Below are 1864 nucleotides of genomic sequence, written 5' to 3'. Positions count from 1 at the left end.
CTCAGCTTCCCTTCGCTTATTCATTTCCTGCGGGTGAGCGCCAAAGCCTCCTCAGTCACTGCGAAAACCGTGTGCTCCCACATCTGCACGGCAGATGCGTCGCACTGTGGGAGCAGTACGGTTTTCTCCGTAGTTTTGCTCCATATCTGTTTGTTTGTTCGCAAATTGTTAGTGTTCAAGTAGTAGTGGTGGTAATTCACTGATATTTCTTTAGTTCAACATATATAAAAACAAAAATAATTTTACTGAATTTTCAAACTTTTAGATAGTTCATCCGTATAAACGTGATATAATAAGACTATAGAATTCTTATTTTGATTATATTTCCAAAGTTCATAAGACTTCTTGTACACATCTTCTCTCCACATACATAAGCCGGTTGCCGGCCAACTAAAATAAGGGGTGAGCACAATGTTTTCCAAATGGAGCAAGTTGCTAGCTATCACGGGATTATTACTTTTTTCACTGCTGTCGTTCACGGGACAGGCTGATGCCGCTTCTTCGACGTTTGTCACGAAAGGCAACACGACCAGCAAAGTGGTCGCTTTAACTTTTGATGACGGCGCGGATGGAACGAACATCAACAAAATCCTCGATATTCTAAAAACGAATAACGTCAAAGCCACTTTCTTTGTTACAGGGACTGGCATCAACCATCACCCGAGCTGGATCCGCAATATCGCAAACGCTGGACACCAGGTCGGCAATCATTCCTATTCACATCCGGATTTCACAAAAATCAGCATCGCCGCCATGCAAAGTGAATTAGCTAAAACAGAAACTGCCTACAAAAATGTCACGGGCAAATCGACAAAACCTATTTTCCGGGCTCCATTCGGTGCTTACAATGCTACCGTCCTGAAAGGCGTCGGCGATGCAGGCTATACGCACACCATACAGTGGAATATCGACACCATTGACTGGAGAGGCTTATCATCGACTGTAATCACCGATAAAGTCGTCAACAACATCGTACCGGGCTCCATCGTTCTGATGCACACTGGTGCAGGAGCTCCCGGAACACCGATCGCCTTGCCGGGAATGATCAGCAAATTGAAAGCGAAAGGCTACAAATTCGTGACCATTTCCGAACTCTTGAAATTGCCTCCGACAGGCGCAACCACTTATACCGTCAAAGCCGGGGACACGCTTTACAGCATCGCGAAAAAGTATAATGTCACAGTCGCAGCACTCGCAGCAGCGAATAACATTACAAACGTCAACTTGATCCGCGTTGGGCAAGTCTTGGTGATTCCGGTAAAAGCACCGACACCGCCTCCAGTTACAACCGTCAAATATACGGTGAAAGCGGGAGATACACTTTACAGCATCGCTAGCAAGTATAATACGACCGTCTCAGCTATCGCCACGGCCAATAAAATCACCAACGTCAATTTGATCAGCGTCGGGCAAGTCTTGATCATCCCGACAAAACAAGCACCACCAGTAACGACCGTCAAATATACGGTGAAAGCCGGTGACACGCTTTACAGCATCGCACGCACCTATAATACGACCGTCTCAGCCATTGCCACGGCCAATAAAATCACCAACGTCAACCTAATCAGCGTCGGGCAAGTGCTCATTATCCCGCGCTGACGCTTAAGCACAAAAGAAAAAACGCCTTCTGCAGAGGGCGTTTTTTTGTGTGCCGATATGCCGGAAATCCGCTTTTCACTTGATCAAAATGAAGAATTAGAATGCGGAAAGGTCGACTTGTTCACTTTCAGCGTTAGGCAACTGTTACATTTCTTTCAGTAGAGCGAATGAAATCTATCAGTGCTTTTTAAGAAGCATCCGCTATTCGGGGAATCGCTTCCCTAGAACAGGACTGTGGAAGCAATGAGTTGGAATGTGGATGTGT

1 protein-coding gene is annotated in these 1864 nt (G+C 45.8%); it reads left to right on the top strand.

Annotation, left to right across the window (positions count from 1 at the left end; genetic code table 11):
- The first annotated feature begins 411 nt into the window (after positions 1–411).
- Complete coding sequence (locus J7E21_RS02015; protein ID WP_215104284.1) at positions 412–1599, top strand: LysM peptidoglycan-binding domain-containing protein; 1188 nt, start codon at positions 412–414, stop codon at positions 1597–1599.
- Positions 1600–1864 lie beyond the last annotated feature (265 nt).

The organism is Planococcus sp. ISL-109 (assembly GCF_018613655.1).
Taxonomy (GTDB): Bacteria; Bacillota; Bacilli; order Bacillales_A; family Planococcaceae; genus Planococcus.
Note: the sequence above shows the minus strand (reverse complement) of the source record. Positions and strands in the feature narration are given on the sequence as shown.

Coding starts and splice junctions, on each gene's coding strand:
- J7E21_RS02015 (WP_215104284.1), top strand. CDS start 412: ATGTTTTCCAAATGGAGCAAGTTGCTAGCTATCACGGGATTATTACTT.